Source organism: Sphingomonas sp. BL-S-05, from assembly GCF_055521695.1.
Genome location: NZ_CM145499.1, coordinates 1,231,064 through 1,256,786 on the forward strand (window position 1 = coordinate 1,231,064; position 25,723 = coordinate 1,256,786).

Annotated in this window: 26 protein-coding genes and 2 tRNA genes; 14 read left to right on the top strand and 14 right to left on the bottom strand. The window is 66.0% G+C overall.

Annotated elements, in window-relative coordinates; all coding sequences use genetic code 11:
• Positions 1 to 10: 10 nt before the first annotated feature.
• The 6 genes from ACZ1JS_RS05570 to ACZ1JS_RS05595 all read left to right on the top strand — a co-directional run bounded on the left by ACZ1JS_RS05570 (position 11) and on the right by ACZ1JS_RS05595 (position 3,195).
• Entirely contained in the window at positions 11 to 418 is a 408-nt protein-coding gene (locus ACZ1JS_RS05570) for a hypothetical protein (protein ID WP_465168077.1), read from the top strand.
• A gap of 55 nt (positions 419 to 473) precedes the next feature.
• On the top strand, positions 474 to 872 hold the full coding sequence (locus ACZ1JS_RS05575; RefSeq protein WP_465168078.1) for a hypothetical protein: 399 nt from the start codon (positions 474 to 476) through the stop codon (positions 870 to 872).
• Between the two features lie 27 nt (positions 873 to 899).
• Positions 900 to 1,124: a hypothetical protein gene (locus ACZ1JS_RS05580; protein ID WP_465168079.1), complete on the top strand. Its 225-nt coding sequence runs from the start codon at positions 900 to 902 to the stop codon at positions 1,122 to 1,124.
• An 11-nt stretch (positions 1,125 to 1,135) separates the two neighbouring features.
• Positions 1,136 to 1,309, top strand: coding sequence for a hypothetical protein (locus tag ACZ1JS_RS05585; protein WP_465168080.1), 174 nt, complete (start codon positions 1,136 to 1,138; stop codon positions 1,307 to 1,309).
• 97 nt (positions 1,310 to 1,406) lie between these two features.
• Positions 1,407 to 1,868 carry a RusA family crossover junction endodeoxyribonuclease gene (locus ACZ1JS_RS05590; RefSeq protein ID WP_465168081.1) on the top strand — a complete coding sequence of 154 codons (462 nt, stop codon included), beginning with the start codon at positions 1,407 to 1,409 and terminating at the stop codon, positions 1,866 to 1,868.
• Between the two features lie 82 nt (positions 1,869 to 1,950).
• The gene (locus ACZ1JS_RS05595) at positions 1,951 to 3,195 is read left to right on the top strand and encodes a plasmid recombination protein (RefSeq protein WP_465168082.1); all 1,245 of its coding nucleotides are present in this window, start codon (positions 1,951 to 1,953) and stop codon (positions 3,193 to 3,195) included.
• A gap of 27 nt (positions 3,196 to 3,222) precedes the next feature.
• On the opposite strand, the gene ACZ1JS_RS05600 is transcribed toward ACZ1JS_RS05595, so the two are convergent.
• From ACZ1JS_RS05600 to ACZ1JS_RS05615, 4 genes are all read right to left on the bottom strand, one after another.
• Positions 3,223 to 3,849 (bottom strand): hypothetical protein, encoded by a 627-nt coding sequence (locus ACZ1JS_RS05600; protein ID WP_465168083.1) that lies wholly within the window; start codon positions 3,847 to 3,849, stop codon positions 3,223 to 3,225.
• 35 nt (positions 3,850 to 3,884) lie between these two features.
• Positions 3,885 to 4,511 carry a MucR family transcriptional regulator gene (locus ACZ1JS_RS05605; protein ID WP_465168084.1) on the bottom strand — a complete coding sequence of 209 codons (627 nt, stop codon included), beginning with the start codon at positions 4,509 to 4,511 and terminating at the stop codon, positions 3,885 to 3,887.
• Between the two features lie 70 nt (positions 4,512 to 4,581).
• Positions 4,582 to 5,163 carry a hypothetical protein gene (locus ACZ1JS_RS05610; protein WP_465168085.1) on the bottom strand — a complete coding sequence of 194 codons (582 nt, stop codon included), beginning with the start codon at positions 5,161 to 5,163 and terminating at the stop codon, positions 4,582 to 4,584.
• 81 nt (positions 5,164 to 5,244) lie between these two features.
• Positions 5,245 to 6,207, bottom strand: coding sequence for a DNA cytosine methyltransferase (locus tag ACZ1JS_RS05615; protein WP_465168086.1), 963 nt, complete (start codon positions 6,205 to 6,207; stop codon positions 5,245 to 5,247).
• A 148-nt stretch (positions 6,208 to 6,355) separates the two neighbouring features.
• Between ACZ1JS_RS05615 and ACZ1JS_RS05620 the strand changes: the two genes are divergently transcribed.
• Together ACZ1JS_RS05620 and ACZ1JS_RS05625 are read left to right on the top strand one after the other, a co-directional pair.
• Positions 6,356 to 7,477 (top strand): HNH endonuclease, encoded by a 1,122-nt coding sequence (locus ACZ1JS_RS05620; protein ID WP_465168087.1) that lies wholly within the window; start codon positions 6,356 to 6,358, stop codon positions 7,475 to 7,477.
• A 90-nt stretch (positions 7,478 to 7,567) separates the two neighbouring features.
• A complete protein-coding gene (locus ACZ1JS_RS05625; protein WP_465168088.1) occupies positions 7,568 to 7,759 on the top strand; it encodes a hypothetical protein in 192 nt (63 codons plus the stop codon).
• A 133-nt stretch (positions 7,760 to 7,892) separates the two neighbouring features.
• Here the strand turns inward: ACZ1JS_RS05625 and ACZ1JS_RS05630 are convergent.
• From ACZ1JS_RS05630 to ACZ1JS_RS05660, 7 genes are all read right to left on the bottom strand, one after another.
• Positions 7,893 to 7,968: transfer RNA gene (locus ACZ1JS_RS05630), tRNA-Lys, on the bottom strand.
• 11 nt (positions 7,969 to 7,979) lie between these two features.
• A tRNA-Lys gene (locus ACZ1JS_RS05635) sits at positions 7,980 to 8,055 on the bottom strand.
• Positions 8,056 to 8,169: 114 nt separating this feature from the next.
• Positions 8,170 to 9,306 (bottom strand): rod shape-determining protein RodA, encoded by a 1,137-nt coding sequence (gene rodA, locus ACZ1JS_RS05640; protein WP_465168089.1) that lies wholly within the window; start codon positions 9,304 to 9,306, stop codon positions 8,170 to 8,172.
• Complete coding sequence (mrdA, locus tag ACZ1JS_RS05645) at positions 9,303 to 11,339, bottom strand: penicillin-binding protein 2 (protein ID WP_465168090.1); 2,037 nt, start codon at positions 11,337 to 11,339, stop codon at positions 9,303 to 9,305. The genes rodA and mrdA overlap by 4 nt, the downstream gene beginning before the upstream one ends.
• Entirely contained in the window at positions 11,336 to 11,836 is a 501-nt protein-coding gene (gene mreD, locus ACZ1JS_RS05650) for a rod shape-determining protein MreD (protein WP_465168091.1), read from the bottom strand. The genes mrdA and mreD overlap by 4 nt, the downstream gene beginning before the upstream one ends.
• The gene (gene mreC, locus ACZ1JS_RS05655; RefSeq protein WP_465168092.1) at positions 11,833 to 12,732 is read right to left on the bottom strand and encodes a rod shape-determining protein MreC; all 900 of its coding nucleotides are present in this window, start codon (positions 12,730 to 12,732) and stop codon (positions 11,833 to 11,835) included. Before mreC ends, mreD begins: the two co-directional genes overlap by 4 nt.
• A 17-nt stretch (positions 12,733 to 12,749) precedes the next feature.
• Positions 12,750 to 13,790, bottom strand: coding sequence for a rod shape-determining protein (locus tag ACZ1JS_RS05660; protein ID WP_056451917.1), 1,041 nt, complete (start codon positions 13,788 to 13,790; stop codon positions 12,750 to 12,752).
• A gap of 155 nt (positions 13,791 to 13,945) precedes the next feature.
• Here ACZ1JS_RS05660 and mutL point away from each other — a divergent pair, with 155 nt between their 5' ends.
• The 3 genes from mutL to ACZ1JS_RS05675 all read left to right on the top strand — a co-directional run bounded on the left by mutL (position 13,946) and on the right by ACZ1JS_RS05675 (position 18,941).
• The gene (gene mutL / locus ACZ1JS_RS05665) at positions 13,946 to 15,721 is read left to right on the top strand and encodes a DNA mismatch repair endonuclease MutL (RefSeq protein WP_465168093.1); all 1,776 of its coding nucleotides are present in this window, start codon (positions 13,946 to 13,948) and stop codon (positions 15,719 to 15,721) included.
• Positions 15,722 to 15,731: 10 nt separating this feature from the next.
• Positions 15,732 to 17,900: a molybdopterin cofactor-binding domain-containing protein gene (locus ACZ1JS_RS05670; protein ID WP_465168094.1), complete on the top strand. Its 2,169-nt coding sequence runs from the start codon at positions 15,732 to 15,734 to the stop codon at positions 17,898 to 17,900.
• Positions 17,901 to 18,227: 327 nt separating this feature from the next.
• Positions 18,228 to 18,941: a hypothetical protein gene (locus ACZ1JS_RS05675; protein ID WP_465168095.1), complete on the top strand. Its 714-nt coding sequence runs from the start codon at positions 18,228 to 18,230 to the stop codon at positions 18,939 to 18,941.
• A 96-nt stretch (positions 18,942 to 19,037) separates the two neighbouring features.
• Here ACZ1JS_RS05675 and ACZ1JS_RS05680 read toward each other — a convergent pair whose 3' ends face one another.
• Genes ACZ1JS_RS05680 through ACZ1JS_RS05690 form a run of 3 tightly spaced genes read right to left on the bottom strand, consistent with a single transcriptional unit; the run spans position 19,038 to position 22,962 of the window.
• Positions 19,038 to 20,693 (bottom strand): sensor histidine kinase, encoded by a 1,656-nt coding sequence (locus tag ACZ1JS_RS05680; RefSeq protein ID WP_465168096.1) that lies wholly within the window; start codon positions 20,691 to 20,693, stop codon positions 19,038 to 19,040.
• Entirely contained in the window at positions 20,666 to 21,391 is a 726-nt protein-coding gene (locus tag ACZ1JS_RS05685; RefSeq protein WP_465168097.1) for a response regulator transcription factor, read from the bottom strand. Before ACZ1JS_RS05685 ends, ACZ1JS_RS05680 begins: the two co-directional genes overlap by 28 nt.
• On the bottom strand, positions 21,388 to 22,962 hold the full coding sequence (locus ACZ1JS_RS05690; protein ID WP_465168098.1) for a DUF4153 domain-containing protein: 1,575 nt from the start codon (positions 22,960 to 22,962) through the stop codon (positions 21,388 to 21,390). The genes ACZ1JS_RS05685 and ACZ1JS_RS05690 overlap by 4 nt, the downstream gene beginning before the upstream one ends.
• Positions 22,963 to 23,108: 146 nt before the next feature.
• On the opposite strand from ACZ1JS_RS05690, the gene ACZ1JS_RS05695 reads away from it, so the two are divergent.
• The 3 genes from ACZ1JS_RS05695 to ACZ1JS_RS05705 all read left to right on the top strand — a co-directional run bounded on the left by ACZ1JS_RS05695 (position 23,109) and on the right by ACZ1JS_RS05705 (position 25,721).
• Positions 23,109 to 23,669, top strand: coding sequence for a YkgJ family cysteine cluster protein (locus ACZ1JS_RS05695; RefSeq protein ID WP_465168099.1), 561 nt, complete (start codon positions 23,109 to 23,111; stop codon positions 23,667 to 23,669).
• Positions 23,670 to 23,999: 330 nt separating this feature from the next.
• Positions 24,000 to 25,052 (top strand): hypothetical protein, encoded by a 1,053-nt coding sequence (locus tag ACZ1JS_RS05700; RefSeq protein ID WP_465168100.1) that lies wholly within the window; start codon positions 24,000 to 24,002, stop codon positions 25,050 to 25,052.
• A 12-nt stretch (positions 25,053 to 25,064) separates the two neighbouring features.
• Positions 25,065 to 25,721, top strand: coding sequence for a DUF1326 domain-containing protein (locus tag ACZ1JS_RS05705; RefSeq protein ID WP_465168101.1), 657 nt, complete (start codon positions 25,065 to 25,067; stop codon positions 25,719 to 25,721).
• The last annotated feature ends 2 nt before the right edge of the window (positions 25,722 to 25,723 follow it).

Here is a 25,723-nt window from a genome sequence, read left to right on the forward strand (position 1 = left end):
GATGACGACGATGACCGACAAGATGAATGCGCAGGCCGAACTGGACGTGACCATGCTGACGCGGCGCGCCCGCATCGAGCAGACGCGCGGCGGATCCGTCGAACGGCTGCTGGGCAGCACCGATCAAGACGTGCTGGCGCTGATGCCGCTGGACGCCCGGACGCCGGACGAGGTCGAGGGATCGATCTACACCCGCATCGCGAGCGGCGAGGTGTCCGCTCGCATGGGCATGCACCGGATGGACGCCGCCTGCGTCGTCCACACCGACTATGCGTGGCACTGGCTCGTCCACGCGGAATGCGCCGAATACGGCATGACGCCGGCCCGCATCGCCATGGCCGAGGTCATGGACCTGGTACGCCACGACTGGCGCGACGTGCTGCCCGATCGCGACGCTCTCGACACCGCTGTCGCCTGACCGGTCCCGGAAAACCGAACCAACCTGCCGACTACCACCACGAACGGGGAACACCATGAACACCGCACACCACCACGACGCTGCGCAGTACGCCGACCTCGAAGCCGAGGCCGATGCCCTGCTCGCGTCCGAGATCCTCGAGCACGAGATCGCGACCATGGTCGGCGATGCCGCCGGCGACGTCTGCGGCGACCTGGTCGACGACCTGGACGGCGCGCGCACCGAGCGGGAGCGCGACGCGCTCGAGACGCTGCTCTCCACCGCTCACTCTTGGCTGGACGCGCACTTCCGCGATCACCTGACCGGCAGCACGACGCCGTCGCCCGCCGCCGCCGAGGCCGATCGCCTCTGGTCCGTCGTCACCGCCGAGCGCGCCACCCCCGGCTACGACAAGCGTCCGACGCTGCTCGAGATCGAAGCCGACGAGGCCTTCCTCGCCGACATCGCATACTGATCCACACGCGCTACGATGGAGAACACCATGCGCAACGAAGAAACCCACACCACCCCGGTCATCAACCCCGAGCACGAGGCGATCGTGCAGACGTGCTTCGACCGTGCCGTAGCCGGTGAGGAACTCGGCGGCGATCGCCTGAACGACCTCTTCGATACGCAGACGTATGCGCGCCAGATCGACGACAAGACCGATCTCTTCGTCGATATCGCAACCGACGGACGGTTTCAGGCGTGGCTCGAAGACGCTTGAGGGGGCACACCATGAAGAACGACGACGACCGCGACTTCCAGATCCGTCTGGCGCGCATCCACCTCCGCGAGGCGAGGGCGCGGCGGAAGACGCAGCCCGGCTTCTCGGTGACGCTGATGACATGGGCGGCACGAGCGAGAAGGAGGGCGATGGAGGCCAAGCCCGCGCAAGGCTGCCTGTTCTGAAACCCGCAAAGAAATGGAAGGGGCCGGTGGAGCGATCCGCCGGCCCCTTCTCTTTGTCCGCCGCCCGGGAAGGCGGACGACCGCGACAATCGTCGCCGTGGTCTATCTCGACGCCATCGCCATCGGTCATCCCCGAGCTCAGCCGCGCCCCCGCGTCGTCGGTCGCGCGGTCCTGACCGACAGCGCCGCGTCGGCCGCATGGAAGGCGACCATCGTCGCCGCGATCATCGAAGCCGGTTGGACGTCGCCGCCGGCGGACGCGCCGCTGGAGTTGGTCGTCGAACTGGCGATGCCGACGGCGCAGGCGAAGCGAGAGGGCATGTCCGCGATCGGCCGTCCGGATCTCGACAATCTGATCAAGGCCGTCGCCGATGCGTTGATGGAACCGGGTGGGCGGGACTTCGCGAAGGCGGTCGCCGGACTGGGGACGAAGGCACGAGGCTATGGCGGCGTGATCGCCGATGACGCCCAGATCGTATCGGTGCGGGGCACGAAGCGATGGTCGCCACGCCCGGGCGGGGTGCGGATCCTGCTGCGGGATGCGACCGCCGGCGGGTAACATCTCTAGTAAGTGAGGGATATTACTCTGCCCATCCGAGGGGGTGATTCACATCCACCCTCCGGCATGGGACAATCATGCCATGACCGATCAGCCCTACACCATCATGCGGACGCACCGCATCACGTCATGGTCGCACGCGTACTGGGTCGGCCAGCACAACAGTCGCGACATGGATACGCCCAACGCGGACCCGAGCGCGATGCCGCCACATCATCTGATCGGCACCGGCGACGCCCGTGCGGATCTGCAGGCGGCACACGAGCGGTTCAAGCCGAAGATGACCGCCGATGCGGTGCTGGGCCTCGAATTCATCTTCACCGCCAGCCAGGAGTTCTTCGATCGGCTCTCCCCGTCCAGCCGTGTCGGCGTGGCATTCCAGATGGCCAACCTCGCGCGCGAGTATCTCGAGGAGCGGTATCCGCATGACGGTCAGATCACGTCGCTGGTCATGCATCTGGACGAACGCGTCTTCCACGGCCACGCCGTCGTCCTGCCCGTCCACCTGCGCGTCGACGGTCGGACCGGCGAGCGCGAATACTACCGGGACGATGAAGGCAAGCGGCGTTGGCGCGTGAAGAGTCCGGAGAGCCGTGAACCGGAATGGATGCTGTCCGCCGATCGCGACATGGGTGGCAAGGCGCAGCTGTCGATCCATCAGGATCAGTGGGCGAAGATGGTCGAGCATCTCGGCCTGCGTCGCGGTCGTCATCGCAGCGGCGCGGTCCACAAGACCAACAAGGAGCATGCCGCCGATCTCGACGCGGCTATCGCCGCCGCCGGTGTCGAGCGCGACGGGCTGGTGCGCGAGCGCAGTGCGGTGGCCGAGGAGGCGACCCGTCAGCGCGACGATGCCGCCGCACTCGCCGAGAAGCGGGCGGAGCTCGACGCCGAGCGGTCGGCCCACGCCCTGAGGGTCGCGGCCGAGCAGGCCGATCTGGCGGCGCTGCGTGTTGCGATCGACGCAGATCGCGTCAAGCTGGATGAACGCGCCGAGAAGGCGAGGGCGTGGCAGCTGCGGGCGCGTCAGCGGGCGAAGGAGTTGAACGGCCTCGAGCTTCAGGAGCGCGCCATCGCCAAGCGCGAAGCACGCGTCGAGGAGGACCGGGCCAAGCTGGACGAACGCGCGACCGTCATCGCGGATCTCGCGGATGCGGCTCGGCTGGCGCTGGCGCACATCGATACCGCCTGGCTGCCGGCCGACCTCCGTCCGCGCATATACGCGGTGGCCAACGATTTCGGCCTCGCGCTGCACGAGGCGGCGCGCGTCGATCCGAACGCGCGCCTCGTGTCTCGAACGCCGATCAGCGCCAGCCGGCCGGTCTGATCGTGGTGCCGCCGCCCGGAGGGGAGGTCAGGCGGCGGCACCTCCCCGGGGCAGCGCGCGCTGGAGGGTAAGCGCGCGCTGTTCAGGGATCCATGAATTCCGCAGAGTGTTGCCGAAATCGGCGATGTCGGCTGACCGGACCGGGATCGCGACTGGTTCCTGCACGATCTCGTTGTCATACCGGGCGAGCATCAGCATCTCGACGATCCAGTGATCCGTGTCGGCCGGGTCGAACTGGTCGAGTAGATCGCGGGACTGACGGCGGACCGACATCACGGACACGTCCAGCTCCTCGAGCCAGCACTCGTTGGCGACGGTCTCTGCCTTGTCTCGGAGACGACGATGCTCGGCGGCGAGGATCTCGTGCCTGGTGGCGAAGTCGAGGGCCCCCTGCACGAACGCGCGGATCGCGGCGTTGTGATCGCCGATCATCCTGCCGTACTCGACGTCGATCTGTACCCGCATGGGCTGGACGACGCCGAGGGCCTGTACGCTCATCTCGGCCCAAACCGTCCGCACCGGCCATCCGTCGACCGCGCGCGATATCCGAATCTCGCCGTGATCGACGAGCAGGCCACCCAGTCCAGCCTCCGCCAGTTCCGCGCCGACTGCGCGGCTGACCAGCACCATGGCGTCCAATATGCTGATCTTCATTTCATCGCTCCAGCCGTTTGCCGGAGCCGTCCCACCTATCCCGTCTTGCCCAGTTCATCGTCGCCGTCCCGGTCGTCGGTGACTTCAGCTCGACGCCGGCCGAAGTCGGCGCTCACCGGTTCGTATTTTTTTTGGTCGCCGTCGCCAGGCGTCACGCCCTTGATGCGTTGCTGGTCGGCCCGTTGGCGGTCGCGGTGCGCCTGCGTCGTCGCCGGATAGTCCTCGGCCAAGCCGTGGCGATCGAGATACTCGCCCCAGGTCATCTTGTTGTGCGACGTCAGCAGGTGCGACTTCATCAGCTTAACCGATTTCCCGCATTCCAAGCACTCGATGGCGTCGGTGTGCACGGTCCCGGCTACCTTGTCCTCGACGGAGACCTCCGGCGCGGCCAGCGGGTGCAGGGGTGGCGGATAGATCTTCGGCTCGACATATGCCGGCGCGGCTGGCGCTTCGGCCGCGGCGGCGTCCGCTGCGGCCTGATCGAGCAGGTCCATTGCAGGCAGCTCGTCGACCCATGCCGTGTAGGTGCCGGACTGCATCCGCATGATGGACCGATGCCACTCGTGCAGCAGACGCATGACCTTGGCGGTCGGTACGGCTGTCGTTTCCATGTGGCCTGCGAGCAGTGCCGTCGCGATCTTCAAGCTGTCGTCTATGCGCATCGGTCCCCCTCGTGTTCTCCGTTGTCGTAGCGTGGTCCCGCCCCGGCTGTCGAGCCGGGGCGGGTGGCGGTCACTTGGCGCGCTGGCCCGGGTACAGGCTATCGTAGCGGGCGATGATCGCCTGGGGCGACGTATCGATGTTGCTGCCCGGTGCGGTCATGTCCAGCATGCGCCGGATCGCGCGGCCCTCCATCGAAAGCGTGGCATCGCGGACCGGGCCGTGATGGCACTTCAGGATGCGCTCCTGCTCCATCCAGTGCACGTACGATTCCATATACGACCAGACGCCGCCGAAGCCGAGATCCACGAACGCGTCTGTGTCGTTGCGGTGGATCTCGTTGTTCATCAGACCCAGCACGAGACGCATCTGCTCGACCTGATCGGTCCGCCGTTCGCAGTCGCACAGGCGCAACCGGAACTGGGCGAACAGATCGCGCATCGTGTCGTACTCGGTACCATCCGGCGCGACGAACAGCCATGTCCGCTTGCCCGCCTGTCTGATGCGGAAGTAGTCCTGGGTCGAGAGATTGTCGAAGCCCCAGACCCTGCCGTCCATCGGCCATCGCCAGCTCCAGCCGGACATCTCGTATCCGGCGCCGTCCGCGTGGCCGAGCGGCACGCGCCATCTCACCGTGTGGTCGATATCACCCATTTCATTCCTCCAGTTGCTAACCGAAGGTGGCGACATCCCACTGTCCGGCGGGGAGGTACCCGGCACATCCCCGTCCTTTCGTCACGCCATGGCCAAGCGCGGCGTGTTGAGCAGTTCGAGATCCCGCCGCTGCAGGACGGCGTGCAGGCGACGGCCGACCCACTCGGCGACCTGCGGCGTCACCGAATTGCCGACGGCGTGGTAGCGCAGGCTGTCCTGCCGATCGGTGTCGAACTTCGAACCGGTCTTCGGCTGCGTCCAGTCGACCGGGAAACCCTGCACGCGCTCGACCTCGTGGGTCGTGAAGCGACGCACGCGGCCATCCGGGTACCAGACGTAGTTGCGGCTCCAGTCGGTGCCGGTGTGTCTGGCGCTCTCGGCATAGATGCAGTGCGCTAGGGCTTTGACGAGGGGCCCTTTGCGAGGATTTCCAACGATTGTCTGAAAGAGGGAGGGAGATTTCGGCCCATCTGGTCGACCCGGCGCAGGATTCCCACTGCCGCGTTCGGACTCAAGAAGTACTTCTGCGGCACTTGCTGCGTCTCGATGCATGGCAACAACGAAGACTCGACGGCGTTGTTGGGGGACTCCGAAATCTTTACTGTTAAGCACACGCCACGCGACACCATACCCGAGCTCATCCAGCGCCTTGAGTACGATGGCGAAGTCGCGTCCTCCGTGGCTAGTGAGAAGGCCGTGCACGTTTTCGAGGATAATTCCTCGTGGCATCCCTCCTCGAACGAGCCGCATAAACTCGTGAAAGAGTCCAGACTGACTCCCTCGAAGCCCAGATCTCGGCCCCATTCGCGCAAGACTGAGATCCTGGCAGGGGAATCCTGCTGTCCAAATATCTGCGTCTGGAATTTCTTCATTCTGAACGGTCCTGATGTCTGACTTGCGCGGAACCTCGGGCCAGTGACGTTCCAATACGTGCGAGCAGAACGGTTTAACTTCACATTGGAAAACGGTCTCGAAGCCAGCTTCCTCGAACCCCAGTTCGATTCCACCAATGCCCGAGAAGAACGAAGCTACTCGATATCCCACTGCCTATCCTGCATGTTTCCTGCCCCTCGCGGACCCGTTGCCCCGTGGACGTACACCAATGCGCGGCCCTCGGGCCGCGCCGTTCTCCTTTTCTCTCTCACACCCGCTGGGCTATGTCACTGTGAAGTTGATGAACGGAGGGATTCGCGTGGCCGAGGTGTTGATCAGGTATCGGCCGTCAGGGGCGACGAACCCCATGAGCACGGGGGCGACGGGACGTGGCGAATTCGAGTGGACGCCGTCGCCCGCGCTGATGAACAAGCACATCGTCATCCGCGTGCCGGCGTTCGATCTCGACGTTCCGGCCGAGGTTTACGGCAAGCGGGCGGACGGCAAACCCCGTCTGCGCAAGGACGAGCCGAACAATCGCCGCAAGCTGCACATCGACGCGCTGGTGACGTCGCTGGCCAAGCTGCCGGAGTCCTCGCGATCGGTGCAGGACGGACCGACGTGGCCGTTGGAGGGCAAGGGGTACGTCGTCGACGGCATCCTCTGCGAGATCGCGGACGAGGACGCCACCACGGTCACGCTGATCCCGAGGCGGCTGGACGTGCTGGGCTCGGACCAGTCGATCAATCTCGCCGAGCGATTCGCGTATGTCGCGTCCGAACTGGACACCGACTATCCGAAGCATCCGGCGCTCAACCTCGCCATGGTGGCGTTCAAGGCGGAGATCGACCGGGCGACCAACAGCCGCGACTTGCGCCAGGCCGCAGATGCCGTGATCGATCTGCAGACCGAGATCTTCGGCCCATCCAACGCCGGATCGACCAAGGCACTCGAGGAGCTCGAGTCGCTGCCCGAGACCGATCTCGAGGAAGCGCCGGCGGATCCCATCGTGCCGCCGCCGTCGATGCCGGCCAAGGCGAAGAAGAAGGCGAAGGCGTCGTCGCCGAAGAAGGCGTCCGCGATTCCGTCCGCGCCGTCCAAGACCGAGGGAAGGGAGGGCAGACTGCTGACCCGGTGGCACGCGTACCGCGAGCGCGACCGTACGCTGGTCCGGAGTGCGAAGGCGGCGTTCAAGGCCAAGCACGGTCATCTGTACTGCGAAGCGTGCGAGATCGATCCCAGGACGGTCTATGGACCCCGTGGCGAGGATCGGCTGCAGGCGCACCACCGTACGCCCATCGAGGAGATGATGCCGGGCGCCGTCACACGCTGGGAGGATCTGGCGATGGTCTGCCCGTCCTGTCACGACATCATCCACGCGCGCCGGCCGTGGATCAGCGTGCAGGACGTCCGCGACCTGCTTGCCAAACACAGGAAATGAACGGCGAGGCGAAATGGAATATACGCCTCGCCGCTTCAATGCTGATATCTGATTGCCTCCGGCGCGATCCCCGTGCCCAGGAGGAATGACATGAACACGAAGAAGACCCCCCAGGACATCTGGGATCAGTACAAAGCAGGCCACGGCCTTGATACGGGCCACGTGGTCCAGGACGGCAAGGGTGAGGACAGGGACTTCGTCCACGCCGACGGCGAAAGCTGGGAACGCAAGGTCGGCGAGGCCGATTGGAAGCCGGTCCCACACATCAACGACCGGCCCTGACGGAAGAAGATGGCGGATCGGAGTCGTTCGTTCGGCAGGTCCGCCATCCGACTCAAACCGTTTGCACTCTACGTACCTGCCCCTCGTGCCGCATCGATCCGAACGGGGCTGGGGAGTGCAAACGAAAAGGGGATGGTGGACGCACTTGGGCTCGAACCAAGGACATGCTGATTAAGAGTCAGCTGCTCTACCAACTGAGCTATGCGTCCATTCGGACAGGTGGTGGACGCACTTGGGCTCGAACCAAGGACCCGCTGATTAAGAGTCAGCTGCTCTACCAACTGAGCTATGCGTCCGTCGCCTGCGCGATGGGGCGGATCGGTTTGGGGCCGTTCCGCCGTTGGAGCGGCGCCTTTAGCGAACCTTGGCGACGAAGCAAACCCTATTTTTACCCGGGCCGAAAATAACCGTCAGAAGCGCACCCGCTCGCGGTTCTCGCGATCGATCGCCATCAGGATGCCGATACAGCCCAGCACCGTCATCTGTGCCGACCCGCCATAGCTGACCAGCGGCAGCGGGATGCCGACCACCGGCGCCAGCCCCATCACCATCATCAGATTGATCGCGACATAGAAGAAGATCGTCGTCGCCAACCCGCCCGCGACCAGCTTCGAAAACCGCCCCTCGGCCCGCACGCCGACGCCTACGCCCCAGCGGACCAGCAGGATGAAAGCGGTGATGAGGAGCACGCCGCCGACCAGTCCCCATTCCTCCGCCATCGTCGCGAACACGAAATCGGTATGGCCCTCGGGCAAATAGTCGAGATGGCTCTGCGTACCGTTCAGGAAGCCCTTGCCGAAGATTCCGCCCGATCCGATCGCGATCTTGGACTGGCTGATATGATAGCCGGTGCCGAGCGGGTCGCTCTCGGGGTTCAAGAAAATCAGCACCCGGTTGCGCTGATAATCGTGCAGCAGGAAATTGAAGGCGAGCGGGGCGGCGATCGCCACTGCCAGCGCCCCGCCGGCGAACAACCGGATCGGCAGCCCGGCAAGGAACATGACCGTCAGGCCGCCGGCGGTAATCATCAGCGCGGTGCCGAGATCGGGTTGCAGCATGACCAGCACCACCGGGACGCCCAGCATCACCGCTGCCGGCCACACTGCACCGAACCGGCGTATCTCGCCCGCCGGTAGCAGTTCGTAGAAGCGAGCCAGCGCGAGCACGATCGCCGGCTTCATGAATTCGGACGGCTGGACGCGGATGAAGCCGAGGTCGAGCCATCGCTGCGACCCCCCGCGCACGGCGCCGGCAAGCTCCACCAGAATCAGCATGATCGTGATGACCGCATAGGCGGGCAGTGCCAGATCGCGCCAGAAGCTCAGTCGGATGCGCGAGATACCGATCGCGGCGAGCAGAAAGATTGCGAAGGCGATGCCCTGCCGCGACGCCCATGGCTGAAGGCTGCCGCCGGCCGCCGAAAACAGCACGACCAACCCGAACCCGCCGATCGCCAGCAGCAGGAACAACACCCGCCACGGCAGTTGTGCGAGCGGGGCGGGGACGAAGCCCAGTCCATGCGAGGTCGTCTGGTTGATGCGTTTCATTCGGTGCGCTGGGTTTCGTTCGATTGGGCGACGGCGGGATCGGGTTCGATCTGGTTGGCGACGGCCGAGTCGACGACGTTGGTCGTCGCTCCCTCGACATCGGCGGGCGTCGCGGGCACGCTCAGCACCGGCGCCTGTTGCGCGGCCTGAAAGCTCCGCCACTGCGCCGCCATGCGGGTATTGATGTCGCCGCCCCATTCGCGTTCGAGCGGTTCGAGCCGGGCCATCGCTTTGTCGCGATCGAACAGCCACGACAATATGTCGCTGGCGATCGGCGCGGCGGTATAGATATGGCCCGAATGTTCGAGCACGACCGATACCGCATAGCGCGGCGCGGCGGCGGGGGCATAGCCGATGAACAGCGAATGATCGCGCATCTTGAACGGTAACGCGCCATCGCCCAGCACGCCGGTGCGGCGTTCGGCCATGGTAATGCGGCGAACCTGCGCCGTGCCGGTCTTGCCTGCTAATTCGATCCCCGGCAGTCCCTGGAACCGCGAACGCCCGCCGGTACCGCCGCCGTTGATGACCGCCCAGGTCGCCTTGTGTACCGTGTCGAGCATCTCCGGATCGATGTTCATCGAGGGTGCAGGGCGGTGCTGCGTGTCGAGCAGGAGCCGTGGCACGACCCGTCGCCCCTGGGCGATACGGGCGGCCATCACCGCCAGTTGCAGCGGGTTGGTCAGCACATAGCCTTGCCCGATCGACGCGTTGACCGAATCGGCAACGGTCCATTTCTGCTTGTACTTACGCAGCTTCCACGCGCTATCGGGTACCGTGCCATAGCGTTGCGACTGGAAGGGAAGTTCATACTCCTGCCCCAGCCCCATCGCGCGGGCGACGGGGGCGAAGCGGTCATAGCCCAGTTCGCGTGCCATGGTGTAGAAGTAGATATCGCAGCTTTGCGCTACGGCACCGACCATATCGAGCGGACCATGGCCACCGCGCTTGTGGCAGTGAAAGCGGCCGGTGCCGACTTGCAGCACCCCGGTGCAGTTGACGCGACGGTGCGGGTCGATGCCGGCCTGAAGGATCGCCAGCGCGTGCATCGGCTTGACCGTCGATCCCGGCGGATACAGCCCCTGCAACGTCTTGTTCATCAGCGGAATATGGTCGTCGTCCGACAGCATCTTCCATTCGAGTCGGCCGATGCCGTCGGAAAAGCTATTGGGGTCGTAGGCCGGCATCGACACCATCGCCAGCACGTCGCCGGTTACCGCATCCATCACCACTGCCGACCCCGAATTGGGGCCAAGGCGCCGTGCCGCGAACTCCTGAAGGCCGAGGTCGATGGTCAGACGGACGTTCTTGCCCTGCTTGTCGGGTCGGGTTTCAAGTTCGCGGACGATCTGCCCGCGCGCGGTGACCTCGACCCGCTTGGCGCCCGCCGTGCCGCGCAGGTCGGATTCCAGCGTCTTTTCGAGACCGTCCTTGCCGAGCTTGAAACCCGGCGTCACCATCAACGGATCGCGGGTTTCCTTGAACTGCTCGGCGGTGGCAGCACCGACATAACCGGTCAGATGCGCGACCGCCGCGCCCGGCGGGTAGCTGCGCGAAAAGCCGCGGGTCGGCTGCACGCCCGGCAGTTCGGGAAGGCGGACGCTGACTGCGGCGAAGCGCTCCCAGTCGAGATTCTCGGCCACCTGTACCGGCGTGAAATTGCCGGCGCGCTTCAAGTCGGTCTGGATACGCGCCATGTCTTCGGCGGTCAGCGCCAGCAATTGCTGCAACTCGCCCAGCACCCGTGCGCCATCCTCCATCCGGTCGGGGATCAGGTCGACGCGAAAATCGGTGCGGTTGTTGGCGATCGGGGCGCCGTGCCGGTCGATGATCCACCCGCGGCGCGGCGGGATCATGGTCAGGTTGACGCGGTTGCTTTCGGCGAGAAGATTATAGCGTTCGTTCTCCGCGACCGACAGCCACGCCATGCGCGCGGCCAGCACCACGCCGACCGCCGCCTGCGCGCCGCCCAGCACCATCGCCCGCCGGGAAAAGCTGAACGCCTGTGCGGCTTCGGTGACGATCCTGCTCATTCATCCTCACGGCCCGCAAGTGCCGTACATAGCCGCGTGGCCAACGGAAACAACGCCACCGATACCACGATCTGCAACAGCAGCGCGGTATCGACATGTGCCGACAGGCTGCTCGCGAAAACCCGTCCCGCTGTCAGGCACAGTGCGATCGACCCTCCGGCGAGCAACCAGTCCTGCCAGAAATCGCGCGCGACCAGACGCGTGTCGACAAGATCGAGCATCAGGGAACATATTTGCCATAACAGCGCCGCGCTGCCCAGCGGTTGTCCACTCACCAGATCGTCGAACAGGCCGAGCGGTGCCGCTGCCCAGACCGGCAGCGCGCCGGGTTTGAACAACCGCCAACCGAGGAACATCAACAACCCGAATGGCGGTAGGAACGGCACCGACGCCACCACCGGGATCAGCGTCATCAGCGATCCGGTCAGAATGCTCAGCACCGCCTTGCGTGTCAGGACGCGATCGTTGCGATCGTCGTCGGGCCCGAGCAGCTTCATTCGGCGGCGGGCTTGGGACTGGGCGTGGTGGTCGGGGTCGGGCGGGGGACGGGTGGTTGCAGGAACGCCCGCTCGACCAGCGCGAAGTCCAGTGCGTCCGGCTCGGCAAAGACCCGTGCCGGTGCCACGTCGCGCTGGCTGCGCGACACGCGGGCTACGGGAATGCCGGGTGGATAGATGCCGCCGGTACCCGACGTGACGAAGACGTCGCCCGCCAGCAGCGGCGCATTGACGATGCCCGCCGTGCGGACCTCGACCTGTCCGTTGCCCAGTCCCGCGACGATCGCCGACAGTCCGTCGCGCGTCCGGCGGACCGGCACGATGCTTTCGGGGTCGAGGATCAGCAGGACGCTGGCAGTATTCGGGCTGGTTTCGACCACGCGGCCGATCAGGCCGTCGGGACCGCGTACCGGCTGTCCACGCAATACGCCCTGCGACGATCCGGCATTGAGCGTCGCATAGCGCCTAGTGCTGCTAGCCGAACTGTTGACCAGACGTGCGGCGACCACCGGCGAGGCCGAACGGTCCCGCAACGCGAGCAGCGTCCGCAGCCGCGCATTCTCGCGGTTGAGCAACCGCGCCTGCATCAGATAGCGGCGGGTCGCTGCCTCGCGTGCACGCAGCCGGCGGTTCTCATCGACCGCGCCGAAATAGTCGCCGATGCCCCGCGGCACCGCCGACACCCCGTCCCACGCCCAGTCAAGTCCGGCGGAAACCGGCGTCGTCGCCTCGCGCACCGCACCGCGGAACACCGCGAAGGCCCGCGGATCGATGATGGAGATCAGCAACAGGATCGCACCGACGAGCGCGCCGCTGGCCGCCAGCACATAGCCGGCGAACACCGTATATTGCGCCCGCCGCGAAAAGCCCGGACGATGGTTGCGTGGCGGCGCCATGCCCCCGGACCCCTATGTCAGACGGCGAGCAATACGCCCTTGTAGATCGGATCCTCTAGCGCGCGACCGGTGCCCAGCGCGACGCAGGTCAGCGGATCTTCGGCCACCGTCACCGGCAGGCCGGTTTCGTCGCGCAGCACCTCGTCAATGCCCTGCAGCAGCGCGCCGCCGCCGGTCAGCACGATACCCTGGTCGACGATGTCGGCGGCGAGTTCGGGCGCGGTGTTTTCGAGCGCGATACGCACGCCCTCGACGATCGCGGCGACCGGTTCGGACAGCGCCTCGGCGATCTGCCCCTGGTTGATCTGGATTTCCTTGGGCACGCCATTCACCAGGTCGCGGCCCTTGATGTAGATGAGCGTGCCGATGCCATCGGCCGGCGGCTTGGCGGTGCCGACTTCCTGCTTGATCCGTTCCGCGGTCGCTTCACCGATCAGCAGATTGTGGTTGCGGCGGACATAGCTGACGATCGCTTCGTCCATCTTGTCGCCGCCGACCCGGACCGACGTCGAATAGGCGAGGCCGCGCAGCGACAGCACCGCGACTTCGGTCGTGCCGCCGCCGATATCGACGACCATCGACCCGATCGGTTCGGTCACCGGCATGTCAGCGCCGATCGCGGCGGCCATCGGCTCCTCGATCAGCCACACCTGCGACGCACCGGCGTTCGACGCCGCGTCGCGGATCGCGCGGCGTTCGACGCTGGTCGAACCCGACGGCACGCAGATCACGATCTGCGGCCAGCGGATGAAGCGACGCTGGCCATGCACCTTCTGGATGAAGTGCTTGATCATCTGTTCGGCGACGTCGATGTCGGCGATCACGCCATCGCGGAGCGGGCGAATCGCCTCGATCGAACCCGGCGTCTTGCCCATCATCAGCTTGGCGTCGTCGCCGACCGCCTTGACGCGCTTGACCCCGTTCAGCGTCTCGACCGCCACCACCGACGGTTCGTTCAGCACGACACCACGACCGCGCAGATACACCACCGTGTTGGCGGTGCCGAGGTCGATCGCCATATCATGCGACATGAACTTGAAGAAACGCGAGAAGGCCATCGATACTTCCGTCCTTGTCCGCGTGTCCCGACGCGGCGGTTCGCAGCTTGTACCTCGACCCGTCCTATCGGCCCCTTGTTGCGATGGTGGCCGATCGGTTGCCAAATGGCGGTTGCGGGTCGCGGGATGGCGCCGCTTGGGCTAGAGCGACCCCCATGTCAATACGCCGTCTCCCGGAGCATCTCGTCAACCGCATCGCTGCCGGGGAAGTGGTGGAACGCCCTGCTTCCGCGCTGAAAGAACTGGTCGAGAACGCGATCGATGCCGGGGCGACCCGCATCGGCGTCCGGATTGCTGCCGGTGGTATTGATTTGATTGAGGTTAGTGACGACGGCTGCGGCATGTCACCGGCCGATATGGCCCTCGCGCTCGAACGGCATGCGACCTCGAAGCTGCCTGATGATCGGATCGACGCGGTGACCACGCTCGGCTTTCGCGGGGAAGCGCTGCCCTCGATCGCCAGCGTCGCGCGGCTGGCAATCGAAAGTCGCCCGGCCGGCGCCGAGGGGTGGCTGCGCACCGTCGATAACGGCGAAGTGGTCGAGAATCGGCCGGCCGCCCTGCCGCCCGGCACGCGCATCCGCGTGGAAGGGCTGTTCGCGCGCGTGCCGGCGCGGCGCAAATTCCTCCGGTCGGCGCGCTCCGAATTCGCCGCCTGCGTCGATCAGGTCCGGCGACTGGCGATGGCGCGGCCCGATATTGCCTTCACGCTCGAACATGATGGGCGCCGCGTTCTGGGGGTGCAGGCTGGCGAGTCGCGTCCCGAACGGGTCGCGGCGCTGACCGATCGCGCGCTGGCCGCCAATTCGGTCGGGCTCGACTGGGAGCGCGAAGGCATGCGGCTGGGCGGCGTCGCCGGGTTGCCGACCTTTCACCGCGGGGTCGCCGATCACCAATATCTGTTCGTCAACGGCCGCCCGGTGAAGGATCGGCTGCTGTCGGGCGCAGTGCGCGGTGCCTATGCCGAGATGCTGGCGCGCGATCGTCACGCGGTGGTGGCACTGTTCCTCGACGTCGATCCCGACCTGATCGACGTGAACGTTCATCCGGCAAAGACCGAGGTGCGCTTCCGTGATCCCGCGGCAGCACGCGGACTGATCGTCGGCGGTTTGCGGCGGGCACTCGATGAAGCAGGATTTCGCGCGGTGCAGCGACCCGCCGAGGAAGCGATGGCGGCATGGACGTCGGAGCCGATTTCGCCGCCCACGCCGTCCGCACTGCCGCTGCCCCCCTTGGCGGAGACGACCGCGTCGTCGGGCTTCGCCTTCCACGAACGTCGCCCGACCTTCTTCGCGCCGCCGCCGCAGGCGCGGGCCGAGGTCGCGGTCGAGCCGCCGCCTGCCTCGACGCAATTCCCGCTCGGCGCGGCGCGTGGGCAGGTCGCGCGCACTTATATCGTTGCCGAGGCCGAGGATGGATTGGTTCTGGTCGATCAGCATGCGGCGCATGAACGGCTCGTGCTGGAGCGGATGCGCGCGGCGATGGCCAAGGGCGGCATCGCGCGACAGGCGCTACTAATCCCCGAGGTGGTCGAACTGGACGAAGTCGCCTGCGATGCGCTGGAGGAAAAGGCGGAGGAACTAGCCGAATTCGGGCTGGAGCTGGAACGCTTCGGCCCGCGCGCGATGCTGGTGCGTGCCGTCCCGGCGGTGCTGGGGCAGGGCGACGTCATCGGCCTCGTGACCGATCTGGCCGATGAGATTCGCGCGCACGACGCGGCGCTGTCGCTCAAGGAACGCATCGACCACGTCGCCGCGACCATGGCCTGTCACGGATCGGTTCGCGCCGGGCGGATCCTGTCGGTGGCCGAAATGAACGCGCTGTTGCGCGAGATGGAAGTCACGCCACATTCGGGCCAGTGCAACCATGGCCGCCCGACCTGGATCAAGCTGGCCCATGGCGATATCGAAAAGCTGTTCGGCCGGAAATAGGAAGCAAGTCATGAAGTTCACCGAAGCTGCCGGACCCAACCCGACCGATGCGATGCGGATTTTGGGCCGCCCGACCGACCGGATCGAGGGGCCGCTGAAGGTGACCGGTCGCGCGACCTATGCCGCCGAATTCGCGGTGCCCGACATGGTCTATGGTATGATCGTCACGACGACCATTGCCAGCGGCCGGATCGCCGCGATCGACACCGCCGATGCGCTTGCCGCGCCGGGCGTGTTGGCGGTAGTGACGCACGAGAATGCCGGCCCCCTCGCGCTGGGCGACGATCACAAGCTGCCGATGCTCGGCGGTCCGCAGGTGGATCAGTTCGGGCAGGCGGCGGCGCTGGTCGTGGCCGAAAGTTTCGAAGCGGCCCGCGCCGCCGCGCGACTTGCGCGGATAGACTATGCCGCCGACGATGGCGTCTTTGATCTGGCGAGCGCGAAGGAGGCGGCCGAGCGCAATTCCTCGCATGTCCATGGTGACTTCGACCGGGCCTTTGCCGATGCGCCGGTGCAGGTCGACGCGACCTATACGACGCCGGATCATGCGCATGCGATGATGGAACCGCACGCGTCGATCGCATCGTGGGACGGCGACGAACTGACGCTGTGGACCGCGAACCAGATGGTCGACTGGGCCGCGCGCGACATGGCGAAGGTGCTGGGCATGCCGAAGGAAAAGGTCCGGATCGTCGCCCACCATATTGGCGGTGGCTTTGGCGGCAAGCTGTGGGTGCGCGCCGATGCGGTGCTGGCGGCGGTCGCGGCGCGACAGGTGGGACGGCCGGTCAAGGTCGTGCTAAGCCGGCCGCAGGTCTTCAACAACACGCCGCATCGCTCGGCGACGATCCAGCGGCTGCGACTGGGCGCGACCCGGGAGGGTCGGCTCACCGCGATCGGTCACGAAAGCTGGTCGGGCGACGTGGCGGGCGGCAGCCCCGAAGGGGCGGGCGCTCAGACCCGGCAACTTTATGCCGCGCCCCATCGCCGCGTCGACGAATGGCTCGCGACGCTGAACCTGCCTGAATCCAACGCCATGCGCGCGCCGGGCGAGGCGGTCGGCATGATGGCGATCGAGGCGGCGATGGACGAACTGGCTGAAAAGCTCGACATCGATCCGGTCGAGTTGCGCATCCTCAACGATACCCAGGTCGATCCCGAAAAGCCTGAACGGCGTTTCTCGCATCGCGACCTGGTCGGCTGCCTCCGCGAAGGCGCCGAACGCTTCGGCTGGAGCGCGCGGGCGGCGACGCCCGGCATGCGGCGCGATGGACGCTGGCTGGTCGGCATGGGCATGGCGGCGGCCTATCGCGGCAACATCGTGCTGAAATCGGCGGCGCGTGTCGGAGTTGGCAGCGATGGCCGCGTCACCGTCACGACCGACATGACCGATATCGGCACGGGCAGTTACACCATTCTCGCCCAGACTGCCGCCGAGATGCTGGGCGTTGAACTGGAACAGGTGACCGTTCGCCTGGGCGAGTCCAGCTTCCCGATTTCGGCCGGGTCGGGCGGGCAGTTCGGGGCGAACAGTTCGACGGCCGGCGTCTATGCCGCCTGTGTCGGGTTGCGCGACAAGATTGCCGAGGCGGCCGGCTTCGAACCCGCCACCGCACGTTTTGCCGAGGGTCGGGTCTGGTCGGGCAACAAATCGGTCGCCTTGGGCGATGCCGTGGGCGGACAAGGGATCGAGGTCGAGGACCGGATCGAGTTCGCCAATCTGACGCGGAAATATTTGCAGGCGACGTTCGGCGCGCATTTCGTCGAAGTCGGCATCGATGCCGATACTGCCGAGATCCGGGTGCGGCGGATGCTGGGCGTGTTCGGCGCCGGACGTATCCTCAACCCCAAATCGGCGCGTAACCAGATCCTCGGCGCGATGACGATGGGCGTTGGCGCCGCGCTGACCGAGGAACTGGTGGTCGACCCGCGGCTCGGCGGGTTCATCAATCACGACATGGCCGAATATCATCTGCCGACCCATGCCGACATTCCGCATCAAGAGGTGGTCTTCCTCGATGAGGAAGACCCGCTGTCGTCGCCGATGAAGGCGAAGGGGGTGGGCGAACTGGGCATTTGCGGTGTCGGTGCGGCGGTCGCCAACGCGGTCTATAATGCGTGCGGCGTGCGGGTACGCGACTATCCGATCACCGTCGACAAGTTGCTGGCCGGAATGTAGCCATATCGCGCTATCCGCCAGCAGATCATTACTGTCACCAGTAACGGGTCTCACGATCGCGTGACCGGCAAAAGCTATATTGGGCTAACATGGAACTGTCCCGCCGATAATGGCGAGGACGGGACGAATTGACTTGTGAACCGGCATTTTCAATTACGGCAACGCGCGCTGCTCTCGGCGTTAACATATCGTTAATATTTCGGTCTGCCGAAAAAATATTGTTTTGTTGGAACCGCTTGGCGGATGCGCGGTTTTCCGCTTCGATCGTTCGGCCTGCCACATGGGACCACCAGGGCATTGCCGGACCGCATTCGCAAGGGGGAAATCATGCCAGGCAACAACACACTCATCACCACAGCCGCGTCTTCCGTTCTCGTGTCGAACGGTACCAACGACGTCATCACCGGCTATGACATCGCCACCGCTTATGTCGTCAGCAACGGCGATGTCGGTGACGACACGATCCTTACGTTCCGCAAGAATGATTCGCTCATCAACTATCGCTCGATCGGCGATAACGTCGATGCAGGCGAGAACGGACTGATCGCAGTCGACGGCACCAGCGGCGGCGACCAGTTGACCTTGGTCGGTGCCGATGGCGGGGTCGTCAACCTGCGCTATCTGGGATCGAAGGACGGCGGCCATGCCTATGCCGATGCGTCGGTGCGGCTGGAAGGGTTCACCGAGGGCAAGGTCACCAACGATACGTTCGACGCATCGAAGGGCAGCTTCACCTTCTTCTACGACAATGCGCTGGGTCTGAACCTCGGCTTCGATACGATCAACGGCTTCGGTGCCGACGATCGCATCGTCACGACGCGCCAGATCCTCGACAATGACGACGACGCCACGATCGGCTTCGGCAGCAATCAGGTGCTCGACCTGTCGGGCGAAGGCGGTCCGAAGTCGAGCGACGCGTACCGCCATCCCGGTGGCCAGATCGATCTGAACGGAGTCGGCCACAACATGCTCTCGATCGATTTCCTGTACAAGGAAACGATCAACGGCGTGACCTACTACCATTACGGCATCGACGGCTAATCCGACATCGGCTTCTCAGTGCTACGCGGGGGATGCAGACGCGACTTTCGGGCCGTCCGACAAGGTGGATGTCTTTGTCGGACGGCGCATGCCGCTTCATCCCTGTCGTGATCTGGAAGGTTGATTGGCGGGGTTCGGTCCAGTTCCGTCCCCCGCCATATCGATCGGCAGGGTCAGGGTGAAACGGGCGCCCTGTACCGCTTGGCTCAAGGTCAACGTCCCGCCATATGCCTCGACCAGCGATCGCGCGATCGGCAGGCCCAGCCCGGTGCCGCCCGCCTCGCGCTTGGTCGTGAAGAACGCCTCGAAGATGCGGTCGCGATCGGCGGGGGCTATGCCGCGCCCGTTATCGGCCACGTCGACGACCACCTCGCCATCGTCGACACTCGCGGAAACGGTCACGATCGATGCTCCCGCCTGTCGCGCATTGTCGATTAGCGTCATCAGCACCGCCTCCAGTGTTCTTGCATCGACCGCTAGTCGTGGCAGCGGTTCGGGAAACGCAAAACGCACCGAAAAGCCTTCGCTCGCCAAGCCATAGGCGACGATCGCCAGCACTGGCGGCAACGCCGTGCCCGACGTCGATCCCGGTCGATGAAGATCGGCCTTGGCTAGTTCCATCAAGCGTCGGACCAACCGCGACAGCCGTTCGGCATCGTCCGCCATGTTGCGCAGGAACCGTCGCCGATCGGCGGGGCGCATCTCCGGCTCATGATCCTGCAACAGCTCGATCGCGCCGCTGATTCCGGCCAGCGGCGTCTTGAATTCGTGACTTACCGACGACGCGAAGTCGCGTAGGTAACGTGACCGTTTGTCGATGCTGTCGGCCATTACCGCGAAGTCGCGAAACAGGTCGCGAATCTCGACCACCTGTAGCGAGGGCAGGTCGGTCGCCGCCGGACGCCCCGACGCCAGCGCACGCGTCGCGCGGCTCAACCGTTCGATCGGCCGGACGATCGCGCGCGACAGCGTCGCGGTTAGCCCGAACAACGCGCTGAGGATCAGCACGATGCCGAGCATGATCTTGCCGCGATCCTCGTACATCCCCTTGAACAACGGACGGGGCGAACGCGACGCCAGCAACACGCCTCGCACCTGCCCGCCGACAATGATCGGCCGGGCATGGTATAGCTGCAGGTTCGACGCGCGGCTGAGCCATTCAAAGGCATAGCGCGAAACATAGCTGCCATTCTCGCGCAGCACCGTCGCTGGTCGCCCGGCCAGCGCCGACCGGATTTCTGACAACGCTTGCAGCGAACGCCCCGCCTCGCCGCCGCTCAGCAACGTCCCGTTGCCGTCCAGCATCAGGATCGAGGACAGCGTCGTTCGCTGTGTCTCCGCGATGGCGGGAAGCAGTCGCCGCGCAGTCGCGACCGCATCGGGTTGGGGCCGGATCGGCGTCGTGCGCGCGGCGGGGCGGGGCGGCAGGATCGGTGAGGCGCGCAGGTCGACCTCGCTTTGCGGGTCATAGGGACTGGGCGGCGCGATGACGCGGTTCGGGTCCAGGCGCGCACCGTGCCATAGCACGGCGGCGCTTGCTGCCAGTGCCGCGCTTTGGGCAACTAGTTCCCCCTCGGTACGCCGGACCAGCGCATTTTCGTACACGCGCAGGAACAGCGCGCCGAACCCGGGCAGCGCCGCGACCAGCAGCAGCGTGCCGAACAGGATCGTGCGCAGCCGCAGCACCGGCCAGTGCCGCGCGATCGCCGCCTTCGCCCGCGCGATCATGTCGCGGCGACCGGCTCCCGGCATCCGCCCAACCGATAGCCGACGCCGGCGCGGGTCTCGATCAGGTCGGCACAGCCTGCCTCGGCAAATTTGCGGCGCAGATTGCGGACATGGCTGTCGATCGTGCGGTCGGTGATCGCAAAGCCCGGACCGTGCAGCCGGTCGATGATCTGGTCGCGCGAAAAGATGCGCGACGGCATCGATGCCAGCGTGCGCAGGATGGTGAATTCGGTCACGGTCAGCGCGATTTCCTCGCCCATCCAGTGCGCCGCCCAGCCTTCGCCGTCGATGGTCAGCCCGCCATGGCGAAAGCGCGCGACCGTCTCCGCGCGCGGCGGATGCCCGGCGGTACGGCGCAGGATCGCCATCGCCCGCGCCACGACCTCGCGGGGGGAAAAAGGCTTCACGACATAATCGTCGCCGCCCAGTTCGATGCCCAGCACCCGGTCGATCTCATCGTCGCGCGACGACAGGAACAGGATCGGCAGGTCGCCTGCCGCACGCAACCGGCGACAGACCTCCAGCCCGTCCATGCGCGGCATGTTGATGTCGAGGACGACCAGGTCGGGCGGCTCGCGCGTCACGCTGGCCAGCGCCTCCTCGCCGTCCCCCGCCTCGCGGGTGTTCAGCCCCGCCTTGCCGAAGGCGAAGGCCAGCAACTGGCGGATGTGGGGATCGTCGTCGACGATCAGGATCGAGCGCGGCATGGGGCACAGGATCATGGCCGCGCCTCGACTGTCAACGACGGGGTGACCGGAGCGGCCGGGGCAGGGGGCGGTTTCAGCCGACCGTCGCACATCCGGTCGCCGGCTGGCATCGGCAGCTTTGCCGGAAGATCGGGAAACGCCGCCCGCCCCGCTGCCAGCCGTCGCTCGCCCTGCCACGTCCATCCGCCATCGTGCATGCGACGGTCGAGCGTGAACAGCACGGCGTTACGGACGTAGCGGACCCGGTCGCGCAGTGCCGGCGCGATATCGGGCCGCTGCTCCAGTTCGATCAGCGCGGGCAGCGACGAGTCGCCGAGCATGTGGAGATAACAGAGGTCGAGCGCGGCACCGCGACCGCCGACATCGGCGGCATGACGCGCATTCCACGACGCGACGAATGCGGCGCTGTCGGTCAAGGCGAAGCCGCTGAGCACCAGTCCGGCGGCGGTGAGATTGGCGTTGATAAGCCACGCGGCGCTCCGCCCGCCGAGCAGTCGCCAGAGGATGACCACCAGCCCGTATCCGACCAGCGCCATCCACGCGAGCGCCGCCAGTCGTAGCCCGGTCAGCGAATAGGCTTCGACATAATCGATGGTGCGGAGCATCGACGACGCGACGAGGATCAGGTTCTGCGCGATCCACAGCCCGACCAGCCGGCGAATTGCAGGTATCGCGGCGGTCTGCGACCCCGGTCGCAACGTCACCAGCACGAACAGCGCGGCAAGCAGCGCGGTCGCGATCAGCGGATAGGCACCGCGATGCGCATAATCGGCCAGCGTGATCCCCGCCGGCATCGGCACGCTGCCGCTCAGATAGGCGATATCCAACCCGTTCTGCACTGCGAACAGCAGGTTGAACGCGATCAGCGACCGTCGCACCGACGCGACCGTCACGCCGGGCAGTGGCAACTCCCCGCTACCGTCGAACGTGCCGATGATCGGCTGGATCGGCCGCGGGTGGAGCAGGCTCCATGCCGCGACCAGTATGACGATCCAGATCATGATGCGCACGGCATCCAGTTCCCAGAGGCCCGGTCCGGCCAGCCGGTCGACCCATTGCGCCAACACCGGATTGGCAGCGACGAACAGCAGCAGGATGACCCCGCTGCCGATGATGGGCAGGGCGACACCGCGCAGCCCGTCCGACAGGTCGAACCGCCACCGCGACCGCGCGCGCCGGACCCTGCGCCAGCGGACTAGGTCGAGGACCGGCGCGACGACCGAACGCAGCGCATGTGCAAGCAAGCGCTGGAACCAGCGCCAGCCATCGTCGAACGTGCCCGTCGCAGGCAGCAACACCGTCACGCCCGCCGCGACCCAGTAAAGCGTCCATGGCAACGCCCCGGGATCGCGCACCATCTGCAGAGCGAACGCGAACGCTGCGGCAGCCGCGCCCCATGCCCGCCGGTCGCGCCAGATCGCCGGGCGACAGGCGATGGCGAGCAGCAACAGCGCCGCCAGCGCGAACCCGGTCTGCCCGCCATAGGCGCCGCGCTGGTAGAACAGGACGTCACCCGCCGCCACCGAAGCGATGGCGGCGCCAATGCTCAAGACGAAGCGGCGTTTGCGGGGAAGGGCGATATCCATGGCAGTCTCCGGTTGATCCGGGACGGGGATGCACGCTGCCGCTGTACGGCGCGTGGTCGGGACGGTGCGGATACCGGCTTCAGTCGGTGCAGATTTCGTGCAGGGCGGCGGTTGCCTTTTCACCTCCGTCTCGGCAACCGGGGCCGATGCACGATGCCGCCGATCTCGAAACGAACATGCTCGGCCCGGTACTGGCCGATCGGTCGTGCGGCGATTGCACCGCATGCTGTACGGTGTTGAAGGTCGCTTCGCCCGATTTCGCCAAGCCGGCAGGCGTGCCGTGCAGGCATCTGACCGCGGCGGGTTGCGGCATCCATGCGATCCGGCCGCATATCTGCCGCAGCTGGTTCTGCGTGTGGCGGCGCGAGGCGGACCTGCCCGAAGCGGCGCGGCCGGATCGCTCGGGGTTGCTGGTTTCGATGAATTTCGTGCCCGAACCGCAAAATTGCTTCGAAGGCGTGTCGATCAACGTCCGCCTGCTCGCCGGCAGCAATGCGATCGCCAACGGCATGGTCGCGCAGGTGCTGGACGTGTTGTGCGAATATCTGATCCCCGTCTGGTTCAGCGACGGCGACGAAAAGATGCTGATGCACCCCAGCCCCGACGTCGCGCGACTGGTCCTGTCGGGCGCGGCGGCCCCGACCGCGTTGCACGACGAAGTCGCGGCGTGGCGCGAACAATATGGGATGTTCGCGCCCGACCGGTGACGGGGCCGACGGCGACCGTTAGATTTTGGAGTAGCGCGTCGGGTTTGGATTCCGGTTGTCGATCCCGCTGCCGTTTTCCGCCAGCCCCGGCATCGCGATCGACTGCTGCCCCGGCCGCATCGCCAGCCAAACTCATTTCCGCTGGACTATTGGTCTGTCCAGGCGCAGTAAAACCATAGTATTCAAGATAAGCGAATCTTCGAATCGGCTGATGACATCAAATCATACGCCATTTGGAGTAGTATTTTTTACTGCGTAGCCTGTGCAGAATTGCGCGTCCGCAAGTATCGCGGCGATGCGTCTGGTCGCATCGTCGTCGGGGGAAACTCCATGGCAACACGAAACCCGCACCGTCTGTCGCAATCCGGGCCGATCGCTCCGGGGAGCGCGTTTCCCGAATGGTTCGAGGACGGAAATGGGATCCGGCTGGAACTGGTCACCCGGCCCGACCCGATGGCCCCCGCGATCGGCGAATTGCAGACGCCGGCCGCGCCCGTCGCCTTTCCGCACAACTTCCCTGAGGAAGCCTTTTATTTCATGGCCGAGGCGCGACTGGAGGTCGGCGGGCATGGCGAGGTCGGACGCGCGCGCGTCATCATGGCGTTGGAGGCGGCGTTCGGCGGCGATGGCGAGCAGGAGGCCGTTCCCGGCGTGGCCAACCCGGCTGTCGTCTTCTCGCGCCTGCGCGTCCGGATCGACGATGTGGTCCCCGGCGCGACCTATGTCGTGCGGCATCCCTATGGCGAGACCAAAGAACTGGAGGCGGACGAAGGCGGGCGGGTATCCTATACCTGCGACCTCGGCATCTGCGAGCACGACCCGGCGCGGGTGCTGACCTCCGGGGAGATCGCGCCCTTCCTCGTCTGGTCGGGCGCCCAGCCGCCGAACCATATCGGCGACGGCATTACCGAACATGCCGTCGTCGGCGGCCCGTTCCGCAATCATGTCGAGATCGACGGCCCCGGCATCGAACAGGGCAGCGCCGACGCCGCCGGCCCCGATCGCGTCGCGAAGGCGCTGTTTACCGTCCAGGGCCGCCGTGCCGGCACCGGCGACAGCCTGCCGCCGCCCCCGCCCGGTGGACCGGTCGCGTTCCAGATATTGGGGGCGGACTATCGTTCCTCGCGCGCGCAGTTCCGGGTGCGCGGACAGTTGGTGCCGGTGGCGATGGCGGACGGTGCGGGCGGGTTCCAGTCTGACCGGGTCGACGTGACCTTTGCCGGGGAGCCGCTGGGCAGCGGCTTTCCTGACGCGACCGGGGCGTGGGAGGTCCGCAAGACGCTGATCGGTCCCGGCAAGCCGGTCCCGGGGCCGGCGTCGCGGCTGCAGATCACGACCGCGTCGGGCAAGGCCGCCAATCCGCTGCTGCGCATCCGCAAATGAACGGGAGCCACCATGTCTTATAAACTGACCGGCGATTTCGTCGAATGTTGCGACTGTTTCACCGTCTGCCCCTGCTGGGTCAACGACGTGCCCGACGAGGACCATTGCAGCGGTCTCTATCTCTGGTCGTTCGCCGAGGGCTCCGAGATCGACGATATTCCCGTCGGCGGGATGCACGTCGCGGCAGCGGCCTTTCACGCGGCCCGCAGCCGGGGGCAGGCGATCTTCTTCATCGACGCAGGTAAGAACGCGGACGCGTTCGAAGCGCTGCGCAAGGCGTTTTCGGGCTTGGACGCGCTGGGCAAGCTCCTCGGAGATATCCTTGATGTCCAGGAAGCAACGATCTCCTCTACGTTCGATCAGAAGGACTTCGTTGTCGAGGTGATCGTCGAGAAGCGACGGATCGCCAAGGCCGAAGGAGAGGACAAAAAGTTCGCAGAGGCACGCCCCCCGATGACGCTACGCAACGCGGCCCTCACCGACCAACTGGGTATCGGCTCGGGCGAGGTGCGGGTCCAGACGATGGGCGACCTGACGGTCGACGTCGCGGCCCTGCCCGGAGGGCCGCTCTATCTTCGCGGACGCTCGGGCATGCGCGGCAAATTCTGCTACGAGCTGGCGTCGTCCGACAGCGAGGACAAGCCGCAAGCCGTGTCGGCATCGGTCTGACG

Bases quoted from the DNA above. Each gene is read 5' to 3' on its own strand.
- ACZ1JS_RS05570 (WP_465168077.1), top strand. From the start codon at position 11: ATGACCGACAAGATGAATGCGCAGGCCGAACTGGACGTGACCATGCTG.
- ACZ1JS_RS05575 (WP_465168078.1), top strand. From the start codon at position 474: ATGAACACCGCACACCACCACGACGCTGCGCAGTACGCCGACCTCGAA.
- ACZ1JS_RS05580 (WP_465168079.1), top strand. From the start codon at position 900: ATGCGCAACGAAGAAACCCACACCACCCCGGTCATCAACCCCGAGCAC.
- ACZ1JS_RS05585 (WP_465168080.1), top strand. From the start codon at position 1,136: ATGAAGAACGACGACGACCGCGACTTCCAGATCCGTCTGGCGCGCATC.
- ACZ1JS_RS05595 (WP_465168082.1), top strand. From the start codon at position 1,951: ATGACCGATCAGCCCTACACCATCATGCGGACGCACCGCATCACGTCA.
- ACZ1JS_RS05600 (WP_465168083.1), bottom strand. From the start codon at position 3,849: ATGAAGATCAGCATATTGGACGCCATGGTGCTGGTCAGCCGCGCAGTC.
- ACZ1JS_RS05605 (WP_465168084.1), bottom strand. From the start codon at position 4,511: ATGCGCATAGACGACAGCTTGAAGATCGCGACGGCACTGCTCGCAGGC.
- ACZ1JS_RS05610 (WP_465168085.1), bottom strand. From the start codon at position 5,163: ATGGGTGATATCGACCACACGGTGAGATGGCGCGTGCCGCTCGGCCAC.
- ACZ1JS_RS05625 (WP_465168088.1), top strand. From the start codon at position 7,568: ATGAACACGAAGAAGACCCCCCAGGACATCTGGGATCAGTACAAAGCA.
- rodA (WP_465168089.1), bottom strand. From the start codon at position 9,306: ATGAAACGCATCAACCAGACGACCTCGCATGGACTGGGCTTCGTCCCC.
- mrdA (WP_465168090.1), bottom strand. From the start codon at position 11,339: ATGAGCAGGATCGTCACCGAAGCCGCACAGGCGTTCAGCTTTTCCCGG.
- mreD (WP_465168091.1), bottom strand. From the start codon at position 11,836: ATGAAGCTGCTCGGGCCCGACGACGATCGCAACGATCGCGTCCTGACA.
- mreC (WP_465168092.1), bottom strand. From the start codon at position 12,732: ATGGCGCCGCCACGCAACCATCGTCCGGGCTTTTCGCGGCGGGCGCAA.
- ACZ1JS_RS05660 (WP_056451917.1), bottom strand. From the start codon at position 13,790: ATGGCCTTCTCGCGTTTCTTCAAGTTCATGTCGCATGATATGGCGATC.
- mutL (WP_465168093.1), top strand. From the start codon at position 13,946: ATGTCAATACGCCGTCTCCCGGAGCATCTCGTCAACCGCATCGCTGCC.
- ACZ1JS_RS05670 (WP_465168094.1), top strand. From the start codon at position 15,732: ATGAAGTTCACCGAAGCTGCCGGACCCAACCCGACCGATGCGATGCGG.
- ACZ1JS_RS05675 (WP_465168095.1), top strand. From the start codon at position 18,228: ATGCCAGGCAACAACACACTCATCACCACAGCCGCGTCTTCCGTTCTC.
- ACZ1JS_RS05680 (WP_465168096.1), bottom strand. From the start codon at position 20,693: ATGCCGGGAGCCGGTCGCCGCGACATGATCGCGCGGGCGAAGGCGGCG.
- ACZ1JS_RS05685 (WP_465168097.1), bottom strand. From the start codon at position 21,391: ATGATCCTGTGCCCCATGCCGCGCTCGATCCTGATCGTCGACGACGAT.
- ACZ1JS_RS05690 (WP_465168098.1), bottom strand. From the start codon at position 22,962: ATGGATATCGCCCTTCCCCGCAAACGCCGCTTCGTCTTGAGCATTGGC.
- ACZ1JS_RS05695 (WP_465168099.1), top strand. From the start codon at position 23,109: ATGCACGATGCCGCCGATCTCGAAACGAACATGCTCGGCCCGGTACTG.
- ACZ1JS_RS05700 (WP_465168100.1), top strand. From the start codon at position 24,000: ATGGCAACACGAAACCCGCACCGTCTGTCGCAATCCGGGCCGATCGCT.
- ACZ1JS_RS05705 (WP_465168101.1), top strand. From the start codon at position 25,065: ATGTCTTATAAACTGACCGGCGATTTCGTCGAATGTTGCGACTGTTTC.